The organism is Spiroplasma endosymbiont of Clivina fossor (assembly GCF_964031115.1).
GTDB lineage: Bacteria > Bacillota_I > Bacilli_A > Mycoplasmatales > Nriv7 > Nriv7.
Map to the genome: position 1 here is coordinate 857,310 of NZ_OZ035006.1, position 21,681 is coordinate 878,990.

Here is a 21,681-nt window from a genome sequence, read left to right on the forward strand (position 1 = left end):
TAATTTTGCAAGAAGTCTAATATATTTCAGTATTAACTTCATCACTGTTGCTATTAATTATTTTTAAATTATCTCTTTTAACTCTATTTAAATTTTCTAAATTATTTGTTTGTTGATAATTAATTTCATTTTTTGCTGGAGTTGATGCATTCCCGACAATTCCGGTCATTCCACTTCCTGCTATGGTGATTGTTCCTAAGATTCCTAATAATTTTTTCATATTAATCAACTTCCTTTGGGTGAATTTTTCCTAATTAATAAAATTTATAAGCGTCCCCCCCCTCTTCTTCAAAAATTAATCTACAGTCTCTTTACTTTGGAATTTAATTATATATCATTAAATAATAATTTCCTTTAATTTTGTCGAAAATAATTGATAAAGTCAAAAGTCCTTATCAATTATAGGTTTTTGCAAAAACATTAATTTATTAAAAATCCAATAAAATTAAAATCAAGGTTTTATTAAAATATCAAGAGTTTTCGACAAAATTAAAAATAATTTCTATCATTTTTTCAGGATATTGAATACTAATTCTAAAAAAACATTTATCATATAAAGCAGAAAAATAAGCTAACTAAACTTTATTAAAATTACTATCAAGAAAGATAATTTATTAGACTTCTTGCAAAATTAATTTAAAATATAATTGAATTGTTGTTTTTAATAAAAAGGTGGAATTTAAATGAAATTTAAAAAAAATAATCAAATAAGTGATAAAAATTTTTTAAGATTAACTGGTATTAAACATACTACTTTTAATAAAATGCTAGAAATTTTAAAAATAGAAGAATTAAAAAAGAGATTTCGTCGCGGAAGAACCAATAAATTATCATTAGAAAATCGTATTTTAATGACTTTAGAATATTGAAGAGAATATAGAACTTATTTTCATATTGCAAAAAGTTATGATATTAGTGAAAGTAGTTGTTATAGAAATATCAAATGAATTGAAGACACTTTAATAAAACACCCTAATTTTCAACAACTTACTGGTCAAAAATCACTATTAAAAGATTATTTCAAAGATAAGACTGTTATAATTGATGTAACTGAAAGCCAAATCCAACGCCCAAAAAAAGACAAAAACAGCACTACTCAGGAAAAAAGAAAAAACACACAATAAAAACACAAGTTATAATTGAAAAAGATAGTAAAAAAATTATTAGTTCTGATTTTTCTTATGGTAAAAACCATGACTTTAAAATTTTAAAAGATTCAAAAATTAAATTTTTACCAGAAACAACTGTTTTAGTGGATTTAGGTTATCAAGGCATACAAAAAATTAATCATAATGTTTTAATTCCTAAAAGAAAATCAAAGAAAAACCCTTTAAATAAAGAAGAAAAGCAAAATAATGAGCGAATTTCAAAAATGAGAATTGTTATTGAAAATGTTTTTGCTATACTTAAAAAATTTAAAATTATTAGTGAAAAATATCGAAATCGTAGAAAAAGATTTGCTTTAAGATTTAATTTAATAGCTTCAATTTATAATTTACAACTATTAGTTTAAATATATTTGATAATTTAAAATTTCAGTCTTTTTTTATTGTAAATAATAATTTTTATTATGTTTTAATGACAAAATATTTGTAAAAATAATCTAAAAATTATTTTAATAACACTTTTATATTTATTTTAAATTTAAAAATTATAATTATCATATTAATTTTGCAAGAAGTCTAATAAATAAAATGATTACGAAAAGCGTCAAAACTTGCACGGCAATTTTTACATAAATATTTTTGTTTTCCTTCTGAATTATGTCCATTTTTAACGCAATGGTAAGCTCCACATTTAGGGCATTTAATACCTTGCGCTCTAAATTTTTGATCAATTTCATTTAACCGTTTTTGTTTTTTTATTAATTCTGCTTGTTGTTTAACTTTTTCATAAAATTCTAAAAATTGATCATCTGTTAAAGTATTTACTAGTTCTTGAATTATTTTTTCCATAATTATTATCCACCTCTATCATATTAAAAATATACCTAAAATTAAGTATATTCAATAGACTTCTTGCAAAATTAATATGATAATTATAATTTTTAAATTTAAAATAAATATAAAAGTGTTATTAAAATAATTTTTAGATTATTTTTACAAATATTTTGTCATTAAAACATAATAAAAATTATTATTTACAATAAAAAAAGACTGAAATTTTAAATTATCAAATATATTTAAACTAATAGTTGTAAATTATAAATTGAAGCTATTAAATTAAATCTTAAAGCAAATCTTTTTCTACGATTTCGATATTTTTCACTAATAATTTTAAATTTTTTAAGTATAGCAAAAACATTTTCAATAACAATTCTCATTTTTGAAATTCGCTCATTATTTTGCTTTTCTTCTTTATTTAAAGGGTTTTTCTTTGATTTTCTTTTAGGAATTAAAACATTATGATTAATTTTTTGTATGCCTTGATAACCTAAATCCACTAAAACAGTTGTTTCTGGTAAAAATTTAATTTTTGAATCTTTTAAAATTTTAAAGTCATGGTTTTTACCATAAGAAAAATCAGAACTAATAATTTTTTTACTATCTTTTTCAATTATAACTTGTGTTTTTATTGTGTGTTTTTTCTTTTTTCCTGAGTAGTGCTGTTTTTGTCTTTTTTTGGGCGTTGGATTTGGCTTTCAGTTACATCAATTATAACAGTCTTATCTTTGAAATAATCTTTTAATAGTGATTTTTGACCAGTAAGTTGTTGAAAATTAGGGTGTTTTATTAAAGTGTCTTCAATTCATTTGATATTTCTATAACAACTACTTTCACTAATATCATAACTTTTTGCAATATGAAAATAAGTTCTATATTCTCTTCAATATTCTAAAGTCATTAAAATACGATTTTCTAATGATAATTTATTGGTTCTTCCGCGACGAAATCTCTTTTTTAATTCTTCTATTTTTAAAATTTCTAGCATTTTATTAAAAGTAGTATGTTTAATACCAGTTAATCTTAAAAAATTTTTATCACTTATTTGATTATTTTTTTTAAATTTCATTTAAATTCCACCTTTTTATTAAAAACAACAATTCAATTATATTTTAAATTAATTTTGCAAGAAGTCTAATAGCTTTTTAAGTAAAGTTAGAATTGTCATTGAACATGTTTTTGCTAGATTAAAAAGATTTAAAATACTAGTTTATCGTTATCGCAATAAGATTAGAAGATTTGGATTACGATTTAACTTAATTTCAGGAATATATAATTTTGAATTAAGCTAGTTATAGTTATGTACCAAGTCTAATATAAATATTTAATATCAATATATTTAAATAGTAAAGTTGCAAGAAAAATAAAAGCAATCATATTAGGCAAATATGCAACAAACGATGCTAATAGTGCTCCAATAATACCAGCTATTTATAACAAAACCAACAGAAGCTGATACTTGAAAAATGCTCGGCCCAGGAATAGTATTTGCTAAGATTAATAAATGATTAAATTCATCCTCAGTTATTCACCGCTTCTTAACTACAACTTCATTTTTAATTAAAGGAATTACGGCATTACCGCCACCAAAATCAAAAAAGATATTTTTAAAAAAACATAAAACAATTGTCAATATAATTGTCATTTTGAATATTTTGTTTTTTTCATCATATCAACCCTTAATAAAATATCTTATAAAAAGAAAAAGAATCAGCATCTAATTCTCTTTCTTAATAATTTCAATTTATTATTTTCTTAGTTTTAATTGTTCAATTACTTTACGATAACGATTAATATCATGATCTTTTAAGTAATCTAACATATTTCGTCTTTGTGATACTTTTCTTACTAAACTTCGTTCAGTGACAACATCTTTACGATGTACTTTTAAATGTGCTGTTAAATTAGTAATATCCGCTGTTAAAAGTGCTATTTGTACTTCTGCTGAACCCGTATCTTTCTCTTTTCTACCAAATTTAGCAATAATTTGTTTTTTATCCTCAGCTGTAATTGCCATTTAATAAATCCTCCAATAATTATAAACTTAACTAAAACCAATTAATAAAACAGAAGGTATTTTAAAAACTTGTAATAGTCGTATTCCTATTAAATATTAACCTATTTTATGAAAATATTCAAGGGTTTTGCTGTAATCGGTCGCGTTTAGTTTTCTTAGGTATTGCTTTGAAGAAGTAAAACAATCAGCTAATTATATTATTTAATTACTAAACTAACCCTTCCCTTCTTGTTATTGTCATTTTTATTCTTTATGATTTTATCATATTATTGTTTTAATTTTGTCGAAAACTCTTTTAATTTTGTCGAAAACTCTTTTAATTTTGTCGAAAACTCTTGATATTTATTGAATATACTTAATTTTAGGTATATTTTTAATATGATAGAGGTGGATAATAATTATGGAAAAAATAATTCAAGAACTAGTAAATACTTTAACAGATGATCAATTTTTAGAATTTTATGAAAAAGTCAAACAACAAGCAGAATTAATAAAAAAACAAAAACGTTTAAATGAAATTGATCAAAAATTTAGAGCGCAAGGTATTAAATGCCCTAAATGTGAATCTTACCATTGCGTTAAAAATGGACATAATTCAGAAGGAAAACAAAAATATTTATGTAAAAATTGCCGTGCAAGTTTTGACGCTTTTCGTAATCATTTTATTTATTGAAGTCATTTAAATTATGAACAATGAAATTTATTGATTCAAATTTCATTGCTGGGGCAATCTAGTAAAACAATTTCTCGTTTTATTAAAACTACATTAAAAACTGCTTGATATAATCGTCAAAAATTAATGAAATCAAAACAATTAGAAAATACCCAATTAAAATTTAAAAAATTATCTGGTAAAATCCAAATCGATGAAACATTTATTAAAGAAATTCATAAAGGAAATTTCAAATATAAAACTGATCCACGAAGAATTCACCTTGACCCATTCGCAACTAATACTAAATGCTGTATTCAAATGGCAATTGATAATAATAACAATATTTATGTTAAATCCACAAACACCAAACGTTTACAAAAACAATGAGTTATTGAAAATATGAACAAAGAATTAATTAACGAAAATTCAATTATTACTTCTGATATGCAAAAATTATATTTTTTAGTAGCAAAACAAACAAATTCTACTTTATGTGTAACTAAAACAACAATTAATCCTGAAGCTAGTTATCGTAACTTAAATAAAATCAGTAAATTACAATCTAGTCTTAAAGAAGCCTTAATTCATTATCATGGTTTAGGTTTTACTAATATTCAAAATTATTTAAATCTCTGAAAATGAAAATACCAACATAAGGGTTTAACTCCAAACCAACAAACAGCGATATTATATTTTAATGTATAAAAAAGTTAAAGTAAAAATAGTAATTTTACATAAAAGCCTTTTAAAATTATCAAGTTGATGATTTTTTTTATTTTATCAAGAGTTTTCGACAAAATTAAAAGTGCATTTAATAAAAGTCGTAAGATTTATGGTGCTCGTAAAATTAAAGCTGTTTTAATAAGAAAAAATATCATCTTATCACGACGAAAAATCCGATTCATTATGATCAAAAATAATTTGGTTTCTAAATACACCAAATTAAAATATCGTAATCATGAAAAAACAGTTAATAATGACCAAATTAATAATGTTTTAAATCGTTAATTTAATGACCAAAAACCCAATGAAGTTGTTGTTAGTGATTTAACATATGTTCAAGTTGGTACTAAATGACATTATATTTGTTTATTAATTGACTTGTTTAATCGCGAAGTAATTGGCTATAGTGCTAGACCAAATAAAACTGCTGAACTAGTTCAACAAGCTTTTCACAAGATAACACGACCATTAAATAAAATAACTTTATTTCATACTGATCGTGGTAATGAATTCAAAAATAAAATCATTGATGAAATTTTAATAACCTTTAAAATTCAAAGATCATTAAGTACCAAAGGATGCCCATATGATAATGCTGTTGCTGAAGCAACTTACAAAACCTTTAAAACTGAATTTATTAACGGTAAAAAATTTGCAAACTTAACACAATTAAAATGCGAACTATTTGATTTTGTTAATTGATATAACAATATTCGAATTCATGGCAGTTTAAATTATTTAACTCCCGTTGAATTTAGAAAATACCAGTCTACATAAAAAGTGTCCTAAAAAGGGTTGCCATTCCATACAACCGATATTTCATTCTAAATTTTGGTTATGAATACCATGCTTGTTATTACTGAAATAATTACTCGCCTTCCTTAAATTTGTTTTAATATCTTTATTTAACTCATTTTTAGCAACATTACGAATGTTTTTTACCAATTCTTGATGATTTCCATTTTTTTATATAATTCAATTCAACTATTTAGTGCTACTTTACGATTTTCAAAAACAATATTAAATGCCGTTTGTTTTAATTTTTTAATAGCATGATAACCATCTAAAATATATCTAACATTACCAAAACTATTGGCAATTTCTCTAATTCAAGCATCACCATCACCGCAAACAATTATTTTATCATAATTAATATTCACATAATGTTTTTGTAATTCTCTAATTAATAAATCACGATAATCCATCGTGTTTATTCGTTTACCAACTTTTAACATTAGAAAATGACCTCGTTTGTTTTCTAACGCTCTACGAGCATTTTTATAATTTTTTTCTTTATGTCTTATGTCCGGTATGAAAAGTAACTAAACGAATTCTTTGGTCTTGTTTAACTTTCTTATCTAATGTCGCTAAAAATGTCTCATCTAGTTGAATATATAAATCCTTATTTTTAACATCAATTTTGGTTTTAGTTTCTTGTTCTGCTAGTTGAAAATATTCAGCAATATCGTATTTATTTAAAATATTTGAAATACTAGCTTTTGAAATATAACAATGATTTAGAGCATCTAAAACATCGCGATAGCGTTTACCATCACCCAAAAGATTTAAAACTTTAAATTGGACATCAAAATAAATGCGTTGTTTGAGCAATAAACCGATTTCTTTATCTAACAAACATACATATTCAAATTTACCTGATTTTTGATTTCAATATTTATATCGGCGTCGTTTAAAAGTAACATCACCAAAAATTGTAATAATTGTTCTTGTTGCAAAATGAACTACTTTATAACCTTGTTTTAAACAATAATAGACTTCTTGCAAAATTAATTTAAAATATAATTGAATTGTTGTTTTTAATAAAAAGGTGGAATTTAAATGAAATTTAAAAAAAATAATCAAATAAGTGATAAAAATTTTTTAAGATTAACTGGTATTAAACATACTACTTTTAATAAAATGCTAGAAATTTTAAAAATAGAAGAATTAAAAAAGAGATTTCGTCGCGGAAGAACCAATAAATTATCATTAGAAAATCGTATTTTAATGACTTTAGAATATTGAAGAGAATATAGAACTTATTTTCATATTGCAAAAAGTTATGATATTAGTGAAAGTAGTTGTTATAGAAATATCAAATGAATTGAAGACACTTTAATAAAACACCCTAATTTTCAACAACTTACTGGTCAAAAATCACTATTAAAAGATTATTTCAAAGATAAGACTGTTATAATTGATGTAACTGAAAGCCAAATCCAACGCCCAAAAAAAGACAAAAACAGCACTACTCAGGAAAAAAGAAAAAACACACAATAAAAACACAAGTTATAATTGAAAAAGATAGTAAAAAAATTATTAGTTCTGATTTTTCTTATGGTAAAAACCATGACTTTAAAATTTTAAAAGATTCAAAAATTAAATTTTTACCAGAAACAACTGTTTTAGTGGATTTAGGTTATCAAGGCATACAAAAAATTAATCATAATGTTTTAATTCCTAAAAGAAAATCAAAGAAAAACCCTTTAAATAAAGAAGAAAAGCAAAATAATGAGCGAATTTCAAAAATGAGAATTGTTATTGAAAATGTTTTTGCTATACTTAAAAAATTTAAAATTATTAGTGAAAAATATCGAAATCGTAGAAAAAGATTTGCTTTAAGATTTAATTTAATAGCTTCAATTTATAATTTACAACTATTAGTTTAAATATATTTGATAATTTAAAATTTCAGTCTTTTTTTATTGTAAATAATAATTTTTATTATGTTTTAATGACAAAATATTTGTAAAAATAATCTAAAAATTATTTTAATAACACTTTTATATTTATTTTAAATTTAAAAATTATAATTATCATATTAATTTTGCAAGAAGTCTAATAAATATCAAGAGTTTTCGACAAAATTAAAAAAAAGTTATGATATTAGTGAAAGTAGTTGTTATAGAAATATCAAATGAATTGAAGACACTTTAATAAAACACCCTAATTTTCAACAACTTACTGGTCAAAAATCACTATTAAAAGATTATTTCAAAGATAAGACTGTTATAATTGATGTAACTGAAAGCCAAATCCAACGCCCAAAAAAAGACAAAAACAGCACTACTCAGGAAAAAAGAAAAAACACACAATAAAAACACAAGTTATAATTGAAAAAGATAGTAAAAAAATTATTAGTTCTGATTTTTCTTATGGTAAAAACCATGACTTTAAAATTTTAAAAGATTCAAAAATTAAATTTTTACCAGAAACAACTGTTTTAGTGGATTTAGGTTATCAAGGCATACAAAAAATTAATCATAATGTTTTAATTCCTAAAAGAAAATCAAAGAAAAACCCTTTAAATAAAGAAGAAAAGCAAAATAATGAGCGAATTTCAAAAATGAGAATTGTTATTGAAAATGTTTTTGCTATACTTAAAAAATTTAAAATTATTAGTGAAAAATATCGAAATCGTAGAAAAAGATTTGCTTTAAGATTTAATTTAATAGCTTCAATTTATAATTTACAACTATTAGTTTAAATATATTTGATAATTTAAAATTTCAGTCTTTTTTTATTGTAAATAATAATTTTTATTATGTTTTAATGACAAAATATTTGTAAAAATAATCTAAAAATTATTTTAATAACACTTTTATATTTATTTTAAATTTAAAAATTATAATTATCATATTAATTTTGCAAGAAGTCTATTGTATGCAAGTCAGGGTCTGATTGTTCGGTGTAATTTGCAAAGTCCAGTGGAGTATTATCAATTGCATAATCACGATATTTTGTTTCATTTTCTTGACTTGGTTTAGTCTTCCAATCCGCCATTTTCTTGTCCTTTCATATCAATATTATTAATTTCTTTACCAATTGTGGTCGTTACATTCAAATTGACTTTGATTGTCATTTTTTCAAGTTCTTTTGAAATAAAACTGTTACCATTCAAGTCGCGGTCAAATTTAAGTAGTAAGTAAATAAAGTTTGCATGGGCTTCTTCTCGTAATAATAATTTTTGCTCGAGCATATTGTTAGTTTGAATATTAACCGCAGAACTTTCTTGACGAGTTTGTTGAGCCCCTTTATGAATTGCAGGTACATGCATTCCAATCCGTTTATTAATCTCGGTCACATTTCAATCATATAAATAAGTTAATTCTTTTCCTCTAAATTGACCATTAATAGTAGAAAAGGGTATTGGATTTTGTGCTTGATCATAATTCATGACTAAAACATGATTTTTAATAAAATCATCAATAATCTTATTTACATTTTTTTGAACATTACCAACAAGTGAATTTGTATTAATAAGAAATCTTGTGGCGTTTAAAATCGCATCTAGAATGCTTTGTTCATAAAAAATATCTAAAGCTTTCAATTTATCTTCAACACCAGCGATGTCAGCACGCTCACTTGGTAAATTAGAAAAAATTGCAATTGGTATGTAATTAATTTCTAAAACTTGGTTAATATTTAATTTTTCATTATTGCGTTGTTTTTCAAAATCATTAACTTTTATTATTGTTTGTTCTAATTTGGAAGTGCCATTATTGTCAACAATTTTTTTGGTGCTTAGTTCATAAATTTCACGCATAATTTTTACTTTGCTGTTTTCTAATTGGTAAGTTTCGTACATGCGTAAATTAAAATTATTTTTCTTATAGTCGTCGTAAAAAATTGTACATTAGACTTCTTGCAAAATTAATTTAAAATATAATTGAATTGTTGTTTTTAATAAAAAGGTGGAATTTAAATGAAATTTAAAAAAAATAATCAAATAAGTGATAAAAATTTTTTAAGATTAACTGGTATTAAACATACTACTTTTAATAAAATGCTAGAAATTTTAAAAATAGAAGAATTAAAAAAGAGATTTCGTCGCGGAAGAACCAATAAATTATCATTAGAAAATCGTATTTTAATGACTTTAGAATATTGAAGAGAATATAGAACTTATTTTCATATTGCAAAAAGTTATGATATTAGTGAAAGTAGTTGTTATAGAAATATCAAATGAATTGAAGACACTTTAATAAAACACCCTAATTTTCAACAACTTACTGGTCAAAAATCACTATTAAAAGATTATTTCAAAGATAAGACTGTTATAATTGATGTAACTGAAAGCCAAATCCAACGCCCAAAAAAAGACAAAAACAGCACTACTCAGGAAAAAAGAAAAAACACACAATAAAAACACAAGTTATAATTGAAAAAGATAGTAAAAAAATTATTAGTTCTGATTTTTCTTATGGTAAAAACCATGACTTTAAAATTTTAAAAGATTCAAAAATTAAATTTTTACCAGAAACAACTGTTTTAGTGGATTTAGGTTATCAAGGCATACAAAAAATTAATCATAATGTTTTAATTCCTAAAAGAAAATCAAAGAAAAACCCTTTAAATAAAGAAGAAAAGCAAAATAATGAGCGAATTTCAAAAATGAGAATTGTTATTGAAAATGTTTTTGCTATACTTAAAAAATTTAAAATTATTAGTGAAAAATATCGAAATCGTAGAAAAAGATTTGCTTTAAGATTTAATTTAATAGCTTCAATTTATAATTTACAACTATTAGTTTAAATATATTTGATAATTTAAAATTTCAGTCTTTTTTTATTGTAAATAATAATTTTTATTATGTTTTAATGACAAAATATTTGTAAAAATAATCTAAAAATTATTTTAATAACACTTTTATATTTATTTTAAATTTAAAAATTATAATTATCATATTAATTTTGCAAGAAGTCTAATTTATTTTTGAAAACTACACCAGAAGATCAAACTTCTCCTTCTGTTCTAATAACAATTTTTTGTTGTTCTGTAGCGGGATCATTCATACTCATAAACATTATGGTCTACTGAACCAAAATATAATTTATTATTTAATGTAATTCCTCTAGCAGGAACCGCGCCCTTTGTTGTAATGACAATTTTTTGTTGATTTGTTGTTGAATCATACTCATAAACATTATGGTCTACTGAACCAAAATATAATTTATTATTTAATGTAATTCCTCTAGCAGGAACCGCGCCCTTTGTTGTAATGACAATTTTTTGTTGATTTGTTGTTGGATCATACTCATAAACATTATGGTCTACTGAACCAAAATATACTTTATTGTTTAAATCAATTCCACCACCATGAATTTCACCCTTTGCTGAAATGACAACTTTTATTTGTTGGTAAATTTGTTGTTCTCTTTTATCTTTTTTAACTCTTTTTAATTTTGGTAAATTTTCTAAATTATTTGTCTGTAAATAATTAATTTCGTTTTTTGCTGGAGCCGGAGTATTTCCAACAATACCTGTCATTCCACCGCTCGCTATTGTTGTTGTGCTTAATAAACTAAGTAATTTTTTCATATTAATTAAATTCCTTTCGTGAATTTTTATTAATAAAAATTTTTTTTTAATTTTGTCGAAAACTCTTGATAAAATAAAAAAAATCATCAACTTGATAATTTTAAAAGGCTTTTATGTAAAATTACTATTTTTACTTTAACTTTTTTATATATTAAAATATAATACCGCTGTTTGTTGGTTTGGAGTTAAACCCTTATGTTGGTATTTTCATTTTCAGAGATTTAAATAATTTTGAATATTAGTAAAACCTAAACCATGATAATGAATTAAGGCTTCTTTAAGACTAGATTGTAATTTACTGATTTTATTTAAGTTACGATAACTAGCTTCAGGATTAATTGTTGTTTTAGTTACACATAAAGTAGAATTTGTTTGTTTTGCTACTAAAAAATATAATTTTTGCATATCAGAAGTAATAATTGAATTTTCGTTAATTAATTCTTTGTTCATATTTTCAATAACTCATTGTTTTTGTAAACGTTTGGTGTTTGTGGATTTAACATAAATATTGTTATTATTATCAATTGCCATTTGAATACAGCATTTAGTATTAGTTGCGAATGGGTCAAGGTGAATTCTTCGTGGATCAGTTTTATATTTGAAATTTCCTTTGTGGATTTCTTTAATAAATGTTTCATCGATTTGGATTTTATCAGATAATTTTTTAAATTTTAATTGGGTATTTTCTAATTGTTTTGATTTCATTAATTTTTGACGATTATATCAAGCAGTTTTTAATGTAGTTTTAATAAAACGAGAAATTGTTTTACTAGATTGCCCCAGCAATGAAATTTGAATCAATAAATTTCATTGTTCATAATTTAAATGACTTCAATAAATAAAATGATTACGAAAAGCGTCAAAACTTGCACGGCAATTTTTACATAAATATTTTTGTTTTCCTTCTGAATTATGTCCATTTTTAACGCAATGAATTAAGGCTTCTTTAAGACTAGATTGTAATTTACTGATTTTATTTAAGTTACGATAACTAGCTTCAGGATTAATTGTTGTTTTAGTTACACATAAAGTAGAATTTGTTTGTTTTGCTACTAAAAAATATAATTTTTGCATATCAGAAGTAATAATTGAATTTTCGTTAATTAATTCTTTGTTCATATTTTCAATAACTCATTGTTTTTGTAAACGTTTGGTGTTTGTGGATTTAACATAAATATTGTTATTATTATCAATTGCCATTTGAATACAGCATTTAGTATTAGTTGCGAATGGGTCAAGGTGAATTCTTCGTGGATCAGTTTTATATTTGAAATTTCCTTTATGGATTTCTTTAATGAATGTTTCATCGATTTGGATTTTACCAGATAATTTTTTAAATTTTAATTGGGTATTTTCTAATTGTTTTGATTTCATTAATTTTTGACGATTATATCAAGCAGTTTTTAATGTAGTTTTAATAAAACGAGAAATTGTTTTACTAGATTGTCCCAGCAATGAAATTTGAATCAATAAATTTCATTGTTCATAATTTAAATGACTTCAATAAATAAAATGATTACGAAAAGCGTCAAAACTTGCACGACAATTTTTACATAAATATTTTTGTTTTCCTTCTGAATTATGTCCATTTTTAACGCAATGGTAAGATTCACATTTAGGGCATTTAATACCGTGCGCTCTAAATTTTTGATCAATTTCATTTAAACGTTTTTGTTTTTTTATTAATTCTGCTTGTTGTTTGATTTTTTCATAAAATTCTAAAAATTGATCATCTGTTAAAGTATTTACTAGTTCTTGAATTATTTTTTCCATAATTATTATCCACCTCTATCATATTAAAATATACCTAAAATTAAGTATATTCAATAAATATCAAGAGTTTTCGACAAAATTAAAAAAAAAAATTAATAAAAATTCTTATTTGATGATTTATAATTAACTTGTATTAATTAAATTTTATAAATTTAAGGAGGGATGTTGATTATTTGATAAATTTTATTAATTAGCAAAAATTCACAAAAAGGATTTAATAAATGAAAAAATTACTAGAAATTTTAGGAACAATAACAATAGCAAGTAGTGGAATAGCAGGAATTGTTGCTAATAGTCCTTATAAAAAAGCAAAATTAGAAAATATTAATAATAAAAGACAAAAACGAAGAAACAATGAAAATATAAATAGAGCAAAAATTGTTATTACAACAAAAGAAAAAATTGAATCTTCTGGTGTTGTTTTAAACAATAAAGTATATTTTGGTTCACAAGATCATAATGTTTATGAGTATGATCCTGCTACAGAACAACAAAAAATTGTTATTAGAACAGAAGGAGAAGTTTGATCTTCTGGTGTGGTTTTCAACAATAAATTATATTTTGGTTCTGATGATCATAATGTTTATGAGTATGATCCAGCTACAAATCAACAAAAAACTGTTATTACAGCAAATAGTCTTATAAGAACTTCTGGTGTAGTATTTAATAATAAACTATATTTTGGTTCATCAGATAAAAATGTGTATGAATATAATCCTGCTACAGGACAACAAAAAACTGTTATTAAAACAAATGGATGAATTGATTCTTCTGGTGTAGTATTTAATAATAAACTATATTTTGGTTCATCAGATAAAAATGTGTATGAATATGATCCAGTAACAGAACAACAAAAAACTGTTATTAAAACAAATGGAGAAATTCTTTCTAAAGGAATTATTTTAAATAATAATTTATATTTTGGCTCATGAGATAAAAATGTTTATGAATATGATCCAGTAACAGAACAACAAAAAACTATCATTAGAACAAAAGGGAAAGTTCAAACTTCTGGTGTAGTATTTAATACTAAACTATATTTTGGTTCATTCGATCACAATGTTTATGAATATGATCCAGTAACACGACAACAAAAAGTTGTTATTACAGCAAATAGTCTTATAAGAACTTCTGGTGTAGTATTTAATACTAACCTATATTTTGGTTCATCAGATAATAATGTTTATGAATATAATCCTGCTACAGGGCAACAAAAAATTGTTATTAAAACAAATGGAGAAGTTATATCTTCTGGTGTGGTTTTAAACAACAAATTATATGTTGGTTCACATGATCATAATGTTTATGAATATGATACTAACTATTACAATTTAGAACAAATTAATAATTCTGATTTAAGACAAATTAATAATAACTCTGATAATACAATTTTAAATGAATTAAATTATTTAAATCCTGATTTAGATATTTCGCAATTAGAGATTATTAGCAAAACAAATAATTCAGCTGTAGTAAAAGAAAAAAATAATTTAAATAATGATAATAAATTAGAAATACATTATTCAATTGATAATGAACAAAGTAAAATTATTAATTTAAATGAATTAATTAAAAAAGCATCATTTTTTAAATTTCGAGATGAAAATCCTAATTTAAAGTTTAAAGAAATAAAAAATATTTTTAATTTTGTCGAAAACTCTTGATATTTATTGAATATACTTAATTTTAGGTATATTTTAATATGATAGAGGTGGATAATAATTATGGAAAAAATAATTCAAGAACTAGTAAATACTTTAACAGATGATCAATTTTTAGAATTTTATGAAAAAGTCAAACAACAAGCAGAATTAATAAAAAAACAAAAACGTTTAAATGAAATTGATCAAAAATTTAGAGCGCAAGGTATTAAATGCCCTAAATGTGAATCTTACCATTGCGTTAAAAATGGACATAATTCAGAAGGAAAACAAAAATATTTATGTAAAAATTGCCGTGCAAGTTTTGACGCTTTTCGTAATCATTTTATTTATTGAAGTCATTTAAATTATGAACAATGAAATTTATTGATTCAAATTTCATTGCTGGGGCAATCTAGTAAAACAATTTCTCGTTTTATTAAAACTACATTAAAAACTGCTTGATATAATCGTCAAAAATTAATGAAATCAAAACAATTAGAAAATACCCAATTAAAATTTAAAAAATTATCTGGTAAAATCCAAATCGATGAAACATTTATTAAAGAAATCCATAAAGGAAATTTCAAATATAAAACTGATCCACGAAGAATTCACCTTGACCCATTCGCAACTAATACTAAATGCTGTATTCAAATGGCAATTGATAATAATAACAATATTTATGTTAAATCCACAAACACCAAACGTTTACAAAAACAATGAGTTATTGAAAATATGAACAAAGAATTAATTAACGAAAATTCAATTATTACTTCCGATATGCAAAAATTATATTTTTTAGTAGCAAAACAAACAAATTCTACTTTATGTGTAACTAAAACAACAATTAATCCTGAAGCTAGTTATCGTAACTTAAATAAAATCAGTAAATTACAATCTAGTCTTAAAGAAGCCTTAATTCATTATCATGGTTTAGGTTTTACTAATATTCAAAATTATTTAAATCTCTGAAAATGAAAATACCAACATAAGGGTTTAACTCCAAATCAACAAACAGCGGTATTATATTTTAATGTATAAAAAAAGTTAAAGTAAAAATAGTAATTTTACATAAAAGCCTTTTAAAATTATCAAGTTGATGATTTTTTTTATTTTATCAAGAGTTTTCGACAAAATTAAAAAAAAATATTGATACTAATAATTTAACTTTTTCAAATGTTGAAGTTACAAGAAAAGAAAATTCATTTTTATGATCTAATGTTCCTAAAAATGTATGTTCTGATAGAGAAATCATCAATAAAACTCCAAATATAAGATCATTTAATGTACCCGCTTGTGAATATAATTCGAAATCAAAATTAGTATTCCAAATTACAACAGGATTAACTAAAACAAAACAAGAAAATAAATTAAATGGTTGAAACATAAATTCTGATGATGAAATAAAATTAACAGATTTTACAAATATAAATAATAAAAATTCTGAAATCATTAATGTATTATCAAATGAATTTGATTTATCAAACACAAATAAACAAGAAAAAGAAATGATTTTAAGTATTTTTAAGGAACCCGCTGATAAATTTGAACTTAATCCCAATGAAAAATTAAAAATTACTTATCCAGTAAGAATAATTACATCTAAAGTTATATTAAATTTAAAACAAAAAATTAGAGGAACAATTACTGCTAAAATAATTGATGATAATAATGAAGAACAAATAATTATATTATCAATTAAAGAAGCAATGCAAATATTAAAAAAATATAGCTTATTACCAGATGAAATTACTGTAGATAAAAACAATGATAACATAACATTTAATGGGAAAGCATTTTTCTCATCAGAAAGAGAAGGGTCAGTAAGAACAAATACAGTTACTACTATAGTATAAGGTTTTATAAAAACGATATTAGCTATTTAGAACAATAACTTTAATTGAAACAAGCACAACAAGTTTAAATTTCTTGTGATAAAATAAGAAAAATATTCAAACCAGTAATTTTAATTAATTACTGGTTCCTTATTTTATTAAAATATAAAAAATGAAAAGTTGCTTAGTTGTTTAAGAGTATTGTCATCATAGAAAACCACCTTTTAAGGGGATGATTTTAACGGTTTTTAAATTTAGTTATTACGGATGATTTTCAATTTCAATTTCAAAATCATTTGTACTTCTTAATATGTAATCTATTTTATTATCATCATAAACAGGACTAATATTTCCTAAACTATCATATTTGCAGTCATCTAAATTTGTACCTTGTGCTTTAATTGTTATTTTTTTATTAATTACTCATGTATTTCGCATGGCGGTTTCTTGGCCGTCTGTATTTATTAGTTGTCTAATCTTATCTTGTTTGCTCTGATTATTTTGTAATTTTTGTGTAAATAAGAAACTAAGGTTTTCTAAATTTCTTAATTCTGGTAATTTTTCATTTAGATTGTTATTATCTATTTTATTTATTTGAACTTGTGTAATATTATGATATGAAAGACAAAAATATAGAATTTAGTAGTAGTGACGAAAAAGAAAAAATATATGATATTTCTATTTTATCTACAAAAGATAATTAAAAAACGAAAAAAATATTAAACATTTTAGGTTTAATCACTTTAATTGGAACAAGTACAGTACAATAAGAATAAGTTTAATCTTTTGTAGAAACAAGAAAAATATTCAAACCAGTAATTAAAATTACTGGTTTCTTATTTTGTTAAAATAGAAAAAATGAAAAAGTTGTTTAGTTATTTAAGGGTATTGTCATAATGAAAAACCATCTTTCTTGTAAAGAAATCTTTACATTTTATATAAGACTTGGTACATAACTATAACATTTTGCACCTACCAAACTATAAAATTCACTTTCATCTTTATATTTATCTAATATTTGTGCTTCATCTAGAAAATAATATTATCAAAATAGTAGATAAAATTTGAGGACAGAGTGAATTTAAGTTAATTACTTAGAGACACAGTTAATTGTACAGTCTCTACTGATTTTCAATTTCAAAATCATTTGTACTATTTAATGTGTAATCTCATATGTTATTAATAACTGATTCTTTGAAATTAGTTAAATTTGTGCCTTGTGCTTTGATTGTTATTTTTTTATTAATTACTCAGAATTTGGACCCATTTATCTCTGTTATTTCTTGTCCGTGTGTAGTTATTAGTTGTCTAATCTTATTTTGTTTACTCTGATTATTTTGTAATTCTTGTGTAAATTTGAAACTAAGGTTGTTTAAATATCTTAATTCTGGTAATTTTTCATTTAGATTGTTATTATCTATTTTATTTATTTGAACTTGTGTAAGGTAATTTTTGCTTGGTGAGAAATGAAATTTCACTTTTTGTAAATTTTTAATTTCAAAATTATAAGTTTTATCTTTTTTGTTGTTATCTTCATTTTTTTGTTCTACTGGTTCATTTGCTGTTTTAGAACAACCAACTATTGGTAATGTTATTAGTCCTAAAACAGCGGTTATATTTAAAAATTTCATAAATTTAACTCCTTTATTTTTTCAATATATATATATATATATATATATTATACAAAAATTCTTAAAATCATTAGAAAAATGGCAAAACCGATTAAAAATTGAAAGGTATAGTAAAAGGCTGGCACTGTTTTAAAAACTGGAAAAATGGCGGTTGAAAAGTTAACTGTTGCTTTCGCAATAATTGCTAATGGTCGTAAAATGGTAATGATTTGTGAAGCTGTAAGCATTCAGTTTAGCATTTTGATACCAGCATTTTGAATGGCACATCCAATATCATTAAATGTGGGTATTCATCGCCCTGAATATTTGCAATTTGGTGGCGGAATTAAGTCGTCTCATTCTGAGTTGGTTGAACCGTCAGGGATAAAGGCTGTAGAATTTAAGACATTAAAGTCGTAGATTTTAAAACTGTAGTTAGAGTTGTTTCCTTTATGATAAAGTGGAAATGTTAAGGTAAAAATGTTAATACCATAACGAATATCAATGTCGGTATTGAGATAATTAATTTTGCTATTTATTGGTTCAGATAGTATGGTAATAAGTTTATTATCGTAAGATTTAAGCACATTGAAGTCAATTTGGTAGATACTATTTTTATTTTTAAAGGCATTATAATTCTCTTGGTGCGTTTTTTTATCAAAAGTAAAGAAATAACTTCTTAGTAATAATTCCAAATTACCAGTAACATTGATTAAATATTTTTTAGGATAAAAGGTAATTAATGAGCGATAAAAGAAACCGATTTGAATAAAATAATCCTTATTATAGTTTTCTAGACCTTTAAAATCAATTTCGGTATAAGTTTTCTCGTCCATATCAAAAGTAGCATAAAATAAACTGGCAAAGAAATTCCCAAGAATTTCGTAAATTTCATCAAAAGTATTTTTATAATTATTACTGTTAATACTAGGAATGTTGTTTTTAAAATAAAGGTAAATGTCATTTTTTAATTCAGAGTCGTATCTCAAAAAACTAAATTTAACATTAAGATAATTTAAGGTTCCAAAAAGATACTTAATTAGATAATAATCGTTAGCATTTGCAGTATCATATTTTCAGATTTCCTTTTCACCGTGTAATAATTGTAAATAATTGTTTCCGGCAATTAGGGTTTTGTTAAATGCCTTGATTTTAAGGATATTTTCATTAATATTGTTTAAATCTGTCGATGTTTTGTGATAAAAATAACTTTCGTTTTTAAAGCCGTGATTTTTAATGGTGAATTCTTTATAGTAACCTTTTTCTAAGGTGTCAATGAAATTAAATACTGGTGTTCAATAAAGATAAGAATAATTAAATTTGTCAAAATCACCACGATGAATCATTAAATAGTCAAGATTATCAATAATATCACTGTATTTATGGTTGCCATCAAAATTAGTTGTTGTTGTCGGTAATTCAATATCGGTACTTTCTTTTTTAGTTTCAATTTCAAAATCATTTGTACTATTTAATGTGTAATCTCATATGTTATTAATAACTGATTCTTTGAAATTAGTTAAATTTGTGCCTTGTGCTTTGATTGTTATTTTTTTATTAATTACTCAGAATTTGGACCCATTTATCTCTGTTATTTCTTGTCCGTGTGTAGTTATTAGTTGTCTAATCTTATTTTGTTTACTCTGATTATTTTGTAATTCTTGTGTAAATTTGAAACTAAGGTTGTTTAAATATCTTAATTCTGGTAATTTTTCATTTAGATTGTTATTATCTATTTTATTTATTTGAACTTGTGTAAGGTAATTTTTGCTTGGTGAGAAATAAAATTTCACTTTTTGTAAATTTTTGATTTCAAAATCATAAATTTTATTATCTTCTCTTTTATTTCTAACTAGTTGTGTTGTTATTTTGTCGTTGTTAATATTTTGGGGAATAGTAAAAATGTTATTGAAACTAATAATTAACACGGTAAATATTTTCATAAACATTTTTATCACTCCTTTTTAAAATATTTTATTTTTCATTGTTCTTTTAGTTTTGATTTTTTTAATAAGCCATTCGATGCTACAGTTCATAATTACCGCTATTGTAATGCATATATTCAAATATCCTAGTATCATAAGTGAAATTAATGCTTCAAATTTTTCATATAATAATTTCAAATCATTAATTTCCAATTTTAAAAATGGAATGAAAAAGATAATAACCATAAAAATGTAAGGTAAAATTCTTCATCAATATTTTTTTAAAGAATTAATGAGTTTGTTTGATTTCATTTTTCAAGACTCTTTTTGCTCTAATTTTCTGAACAATAAAGCGGATTAATTTTTCAAATTTAATTGCAAAATATATTGCTCCGCCTCATCAAAAAACAAATATTCCTGCCAGCATAATACCACTATTAAACTTGCCAAAGAAATCAACCATCTGTTTATTCATAAAATCATTAAATTCGTTACTTGTTCCGGTTATTCATTTAGCATCGATTACTGTTAATGCGCAAATTAATAAGCTTATAAAGATGAAAATGATACTCAATACTATTTTTAACCACTGCTTTTTAAAAGAATTTTTAATTCTTAATTTTAATGGCATTTTTTTGAATTATCTTTTTTAAATAATTTTACTAAAAATTTTTTCATTTTAATTCTCCTTTCATATTTTTTATCGTCCTTTAATCACAATAAATAAGGCAATAAGTACACAAGTGACGCCAAGAATGGTAAAAATTGGGTGTTGTGAAAATGTTCGTGCCATTGGTTTAAATAGTTCTAAAATTGTTAAATTGCTAGTAATAAACTTTTGGAAATTGGCAAGACCTTCGCTAATATAGTTCGTTAAAGTTTCAAAATGACTACCGGCTAATAACCCAAGAACAGTTATTAAGATAAAAATAATAATTAGTTTAAACATTTTTAGTTACCTTGTTTTGCTTTTATTGGTTTTATTTGTTTTTTAGCTTTTCCTCACGCACTTAACCGCCCTTTATTTTTAACAGCATATTGGCGTTGTTTTTCTAAATTAACTTGTTGACTACCAAATCCAAGAATAATTGCCATAAGAAATTCTACAGCAAGCGTTAAGAACAAAGGAAATATTAGTTGAATTTTTGTTCCCGGTACTTCAAGACTTCAAATTAAATCAAAAACTTTATAAAGCATTTGGGCAAGAAAGTCGGCCATTTTTGCGAGATTTTCCAT

Annotated in this window: 30 protein-coding genes and 3 pseudogenes; 14 read left to right on the forward strand and 19 right to left on the reverse strand. The window is 23.5% G+C overall.

Going from position 1 to position 21,681, the window contains the following annotated elements:
• Window positions 1-16 precede the first annotated feature (16 nt).
• A complete protein-coding gene (locus AAHM82_RS05220) occupies window positions 17-220 on the reverse strand; it encodes a hypothetical protein (protein WP_342264173.1) in 204 nt (67 codons plus the stop codon).
• A gap of 463 nt (window positions 221-683) precedes the next feature.
• On the opposite strand from AAHM82_RS05220, the gene AAHM82_RS13550 reads away from it, so the two are divergent.
• Both AAHM82_RS13550 and AAHM82_RS13555 read left to right on the forward strand, forming a co-directional pair.
• Entirely contained in the window at window positions 684-1,124 is a 441-nt protein-coding gene (locus tag AAHM82_RS13550) for a transposase family protein (RefSeq protein ID WP_342263396.1), read from the forward strand.
• On the forward strand, window positions 1,121-1,513 hold the full coding sequence (locus AAHM82_RS13555) for a transposase family protein (protein ID WP_342264845.1): 393 nt from the start codon (window positions 1,121-1,123) through the stop codon (window positions 1,511-1,513). Before AAHM82_RS13550 ends, AAHM82_RS13555 begins: the two co-directional genes overlap by 4 nt.
• A 169-nt stretch (window positions 1,514-1,682) precedes the next feature.
• Here AAHM82_RS13555 and AAHM82_RS05230 read toward each other — a convergent pair whose 3' ends face one another.
• The 3 genes from AAHM82_RS05230 to AAHM82_RS13565 form a co-directional block, all read right to left on the reverse strand.
• The gene (locus AAHM82_RS05230; RefSeq protein ID WP_342264743.1) at window positions 1,683-1,955 is read right to left on the reverse strand and encodes an IS1/IS1595 family N-terminal zinc-binding domain-containing protein; all 273 of its coding nucleotides are present in this window, start codon (window positions 1,953-1,955) and stop codon (window positions 1,683-1,685) included.
• A gap of 227 nt (window positions 1,956-2,182) precedes the next feature.
• Window positions 2,183-2,575, reverse strand: a complete 393-nt coding sequence (locus AAHM82_RS13560; RefSeq protein WP_342264845.1) for a transposase family protein — start codon at window positions 2,573-2,575, stop codon at window positions 2,183-2,185.
• Window positions 2,572-3,012 carry a transposase family protein gene (locus AAHM82_RS13565; RefSeq protein ID WP_342263396.1) on the reverse strand — a complete coding sequence of 147 codons (441 nt, stop codon included), beginning with the start codon at window positions 3,010-3,012 and terminating at the stop codon, window positions 2,572-2,574. The genes AAHM82_RS13560 and AAHM82_RS13565 overlap by 4 nt, the downstream gene beginning before the upstream one ends.
• Before the next feature lie 58 nt (window positions 3,013-3,070).
• Here AAHM82_RS13565 and AAHM82_RS05240 point away from each other — a divergent pair.
• Window positions 3,071-3,235: pseudogene (locus AAHM82_RS05240) on the forward strand (transposase family protein); the annotation flags it as partial.
• Between the two features lie 86 nt (window positions 3,236-3,321).
• Here the strand turns inward: AAHM82_RS05240 and AAHM82_RS05245 are convergent.
• Window positions 3,322-3,588: a chromate transporter gene (locus AAHM82_RS05245; RefSeq protein WP_342263340.1), complete on the reverse strand. Its 267-nt coding sequence runs from the start codon at window positions 3,586-3,588 to the stop codon at window positions 3,322-3,324.
• 102 nt (window positions 3,589-3,690) lie between these two features.
• Window positions 3,691-3,960: a 30S ribosomal protein S15 gene (gene rpsO, locus AAHM82_RS05250; protein ID WP_342263341.1), complete on the reverse strand. Its 270-nt coding sequence runs from the start codon at window positions 3,958-3,960 to the stop codon at window positions 3,691-3,693.
• Between the two features lie 400 nt (window positions 3,961-4,360).
• Between rpsO and AAHM82_RS05255 the strand changes: the two genes are divergently transcribed.
• The 3 genes and pseudogenes from AAHM82_RS05255 to AAHM82_RS05265 all read left to right on the forward strand — a co-directional run.
• Window positions 4,361-5,320, forward strand: a complete 960-nt coding sequence (locus tag AAHM82_RS05255) for an IS1/IS1595 family N-terminal zinc-binding domain-containing protein (RefSeq protein WP_342263342.1) — start codon at window positions 4,361-4,363, stop codon at window positions 5,318-5,320.
• Window positions 5,321-5,377: 57 nt separating this feature from the next.
• Window positions 5,378-5,623, forward strand: a complete 246-nt coding sequence (locus AAHM82_RS05260) for an IS3 family transposase (RefSeq protein ID WP_342263343.1) — start codon at window positions 5,378-5,380, stop codon at window positions 5,621-5,623.
• Window positions 5,624-5,644: 21 nt separating this feature from the next.
• Window positions 5,645-6,115, forward strand: a pseudogene (locus tag AAHM82_RS05265) (IS3 family transposase); the annotation flags it as partial.
• A 161-nt stretch (window positions 6,116-6,276) separates the two neighbouring features.
• Here AAHM82_RS05265 and AAHM82_RS05270 read toward each other — a convergent pair.
• Window positions 6,277-6,573 (reverse strand): hypothetical protein, encoded by a 297-nt coding sequence (locus AAHM82_RS05270; protein ID WP_342263344.1) that lies wholly within the window; start codon window positions 6,571-6,573, stop codon window positions 6,277-6,279.
• A 58-nt stretch (window positions 6,574-6,631) separates the two neighbouring features.
• Window positions 6,632-7,123, reverse strand: a complete 492-nt coding sequence (locus AAHM82_RS05275) for a UPF0236 family transposase-like protein (protein WP_342263345.1) — start codon at window positions 7,121-7,123, stop codon at window positions 6,632-6,634.
• A 54-nt stretch (window positions 7,124-7,177) separates the two neighbouring features.
• Between AAHM82_RS05275 and AAHM82_RS13570 the strand changes: the two genes are divergently transcribed.
• From AAHM82_RS13570 to AAHM82_RS05285, 3 genes and pseudogenes are all read left to right on the forward strand, one after another.
• Window positions 7,178-7,618: a transposase family protein gene (locus AAHM82_RS13570; protein ID WP_342263396.1), complete on the forward strand. Its 441-nt coding sequence runs from the start codon at window positions 7,178-7,180 to the stop codon at window positions 7,616-7,618.
• Window positions 7,615-8,007, forward strand: coding sequence for a transposase family protein (locus tag AAHM82_RS13575; RefSeq protein ID WP_342264845.1), 393 nt, complete (start codon window positions 7,615-7,617; stop codon window positions 8,005-8,007). Before AAHM82_RS13570 ends, AAHM82_RS13575 begins: the two co-directional genes overlap by 4 nt.
• A 383-nt stretch (window positions 8,008-8,390) precedes the next feature.
• A pseudogene (locus AAHM82_RS05285) lies at window positions 8,391-8,825 on the forward strand (transposase family protein); the annotation flags it as partial.
• Window positions 8,826-8,977: 152 nt separating this feature from the next.
• On the opposite strand, the gene AAHM82_RS05290 reads toward AAHM82_RS05285, so the two are convergent.
• A complete protein-coding gene (locus tag AAHM82_RS05290) occupies window positions 8,978-9,121 on the reverse strand; it encodes a hypothetical protein (protein WP_342264744.1) in 144 nt (47 codons plus the stop codon).
• Window positions 9,102-9,884: a hypothetical protein gene (locus AAHM82_RS05295; RefSeq protein ID WP_342264745.1), complete on the reverse strand. Its 783-nt coding sequence runs from the start codon at window positions 9,882-9,884 to the stop codon at window positions 9,102-9,104. Before AAHM82_RS05295 ends, AAHM82_RS05290 begins: the two co-directional genes overlap by 20 nt.
• 159 nt (window positions 9,885-10,043) lie before the next feature.
• Between AAHM82_RS05295 and AAHM82_RS13580 the strand changes: the two genes are divergently transcribed.
• Window positions 10,044-10,484, forward strand: a complete 441-nt coding sequence (locus AAHM82_RS13580) for a transposase family protein (RefSeq protein WP_342263396.1) — start codon at window positions 10,044-10,046, stop codon at window positions 10,482-10,484.
• Complete coding sequence (locus tag AAHM82_RS13585) at window positions 10,481-10,873, forward strand: transposase family protein (protein ID WP_342264845.1); 393 nt, start codon at window positions 10,481-10,483, stop codon at window positions 10,871-10,873. The genes AAHM82_RS13580 and AAHM82_RS13585 overlap by 4 nt, the downstream gene beginning before the upstream one ends.
• Before the next feature lie 219 nt (window positions 10,874-11,092).
• Here the strand turns inward: AAHM82_RS13585 and AAHM82_RS05305 are convergent, their stop codons facing one another.
• The gene (locus AAHM82_RS05305; RefSeq protein ID WP_342264746.1) at window positions 11,093-11,659 is read right to left on the reverse strand and encodes a hypothetical protein; all 567 of its coding nucleotides are present in this window, start codon (window positions 11,657-11,659) and stop codon (window positions 11,093-11,095) included.
• Window positions 11,660-11,803: 144 nt separating this feature from the next.
• Complete coding sequence (locus tag AAHM82_RS05310) at window positions 11,804-13,432, reverse strand: IS1/IS1595 family N-terminal zinc-binding domain-containing protein (protein ID WP_342264747.1); 1,629 nt, start codon at window positions 13,430-13,432, stop codon at window positions 11,804-11,806.
• A 221-nt stretch (window positions 13,433-13,653) separates the two neighbouring features.
• Here AAHM82_RS05310 and AAHM82_RS05315 point away from each other — a divergent pair, with 221 nt between their 5' ends.
• Both AAHM82_RS05315 and AAHM82_RS05320 read left to right on the forward strand, forming a co-directional pair.
• On the forward strand, window positions 13,654-15,141 hold the full coding sequence (locus AAHM82_RS05315) for a PQQ-binding-like beta-propeller repeat protein (protein ID WP_342264748.1): 1,488 nt from the start codon (window positions 13,654-13,656) through the stop codon (window positions 15,139-15,141).
• Between the two features lie 15 nt (window positions 15,142-15,156).
• A complete protein-coding gene (locus AAHM82_RS05320; RefSeq protein WP_342263352.1) occupies window positions 15,157-16,116 on the forward strand; it encodes an IS1/IS1595 family N-terminal zinc-binding domain-containing protein in 960 nt (319 codons plus the stop codon).
• Window positions 16,117-16,189: 73 nt separating this feature from the next.
• Here AAHM82_RS05320 and AAHM82_RS05325 read toward each other — a convergent pair whose 3' ends face one another.
• Window positions 16,190-16,462, reverse strand: coding sequence for a hypothetical protein (locus AAHM82_RS05325; RefSeq protein ID WP_342264749.1), 273 nt, complete (start codon window positions 16,460-16,462; stop codon window positions 16,190-16,192).
• Between the two features lie 121 nt (window positions 16,463-16,583).
• Between AAHM82_RS05325 and AAHM82_RS05330 the strand changes: the two genes are divergently transcribed.
• Entirely contained in the window at window positions 16,584-16,931 is a 348-nt protein-coding gene (locus tag AAHM82_RS05330) for a hypothetical protein (RefSeq protein ID WP_342264750.1), read from the forward strand.
• Between the two features lie 240 nt (window positions 16,932-17,171).
• On the opposite strand, the gene AAHM82_RS05335 is transcribed toward AAHM82_RS05330, so the two are convergent.
• From AAHM82_RS05335 to AAHM82_RS05360, 6 genes are all read right to left on the reverse strand, one after another.
• Entirely contained in the window at window positions 17,172-17,348 is a 177-nt protein-coding gene (locus AAHM82_RS05335; RefSeq protein WP_342264751.1) for a hypothetical protein, read from the reverse strand.
• A 683-nt stretch (window positions 17,349-18,031) separates the two neighbouring features.
• Window positions 18,032-18,541: a hypothetical protein gene (locus tag AAHM82_RS05340; protein WP_342264752.1), complete on the reverse strand. Its 510-nt coding sequence runs from the start codon at window positions 18,539-18,541 to the stop codon at window positions 18,032-18,034.
• Between the two features lie 47 nt (window positions 18,542-18,588).
• Window positions 18,589-20,469, reverse strand: coding sequence for a hypothetical protein (locus AAHM82_RS05345; RefSeq protein WP_342264753.1), 1,881 nt, complete (start codon window positions 20,467-20,469; stop codon window positions 18,589-18,591).
• A gap of 265 nt (window positions 20,470-20,734) precedes the next feature.
• Complete coding sequence (locus AAHM82_RS05350; RefSeq protein ID WP_342264754.1) at window positions 20,735-21,076, reverse strand: hypothetical protein; 342 nt, start codon at window positions 21,074-21,076, stop codon at window positions 20,735-20,737.
• Between the two features lie 69 nt (window positions 21,077-21,145).
• Entirely contained in the window at window positions 21,146-21,394 is a 249-nt protein-coding gene (locus AAHM82_RS05355) for a hypothetical protein (protein WP_215826579.1), read from the reverse strand.
• A gap of 2 nt (window positions 21,395-21,396) precedes the next feature.
• Window positions 21,397-21,681 carry a hypothetical protein gene (locus AAHM82_RS05360; RefSeq protein WP_342264755.1) on the reverse strand — a complete coding sequence of 95 codons (285 nt, stop codon included), beginning with the start codon at window positions 21,679-21,681 and terminating at the stop codon, window positions 21,397-21,399.